Annotated in this window: 1 protein-coding gene; it reads left to right on the forward strand. The window is 42.1% G+C overall.

What is annotated here, in order from left to right; genetic code table 11:
* Nucleotides 1–65 precede the first annotated feature (65 nt).
* A partial coding sequence (gene psbA, locus OKA04_RS25010) for a photosystem II q(b) protein (RefSeq protein WP_264503866.1) occupies nucleotides 66–1,096 on the forward strand: 1,031 nt, incomplete at its 3' end.

Genomic DNA, 1,096 nt, shown 5'->3' on the forward strand with positions numbered 1-1,096 from the left:
ATTATCTTTCTAGTTAATACGTGTGCTTGGGAGTCCTTGCAATTTGAATAAACCAAGATCTTACCATGACTGCAATTTTAGAGAGACGCGAAAGTACAAGCCTGTGGGGTCGCTTCTGCAACTGGATAACTAGCACCGAAAACCGTCTTTACATCGGATGGTTCGGTGTTTTGATGATCCCTACCTTATTGACCGCAACTTCTGTATTTATTATCGCCTTCATCGCTGCCCCTCCAGTAGATATTGATGGTATTCGTGAGCCTGTTTCTGGTTCTTTACTTTACGGAAACAATATTATCTCTGGTGCCATTATTCCTACTTCTGCGGCGATCGGATTGCACTTTTACCCAATTTGGGAAGCTGCATCTGTTGATGAGTGGTTATACAATGGTGGTCCTTATGAGCTAATTGTTCTACACTTCTTACTTGGTGTAGCTTGTTATATGGGTCGTGAGTGGGAACTGAGTTTCCGTCTGGGTATGCGTCCTTGGATTGCTGTTGCATATTCAGCTCCTGTTGCAGCTGCTACTGCTGTTTTCTTGATTTACCCTATTGGTCAAGGAAGTTTCTCTGATGGTATGCCTTTAGGAATATCTGGTACTTTCAACTTTATGATTGTATTCCAGGCAGAGCATAACATCCTTATGCATCCATTTCACATGTTAGGTGTAGCTGGTGTATTCGGCGGTTCCCTATTCAGTGCTATGCATGGTTCCTTGGTAACCTCTAGTTTGATCAGGGAAACCACTGAAAACGAATCTGCTAATGAGGGTTACAGATTTGGTCAAGAGGAAGAAACTTATAATATTGTGGCCGCTCATGGTTATTTTGGCCGATTAATCTTCCAATATGCTAGTTTTAACAACTCTCGTTCTTTACACTTCTTCTTGGCTGCTTGGCCTGTAGTAGGGATTTGGTTCACTGCTTTAGGTATTAGTACTATGGCTTTCAATCTAAACGGATTCAATTTCAACCAATCTGTAGTTGATAGCCAAGGTCGCGTTATTAATACTTGGGCTGATATCATCAACCGTGCTAATCTTGGTATGGAAGTAATGCACGAACGTAATGCTCACAACTTCCCTCTAGACCTAGC

The organism is Luteolibacter flavescens (assembly GCF_025950085.1).
GTDB lineage: Bacteria > Verrucomicrobiota > Verrucomicrobiia > Verrucomicrobiales > Akkermansiaceae > Haloferula > Haloferula flavescens.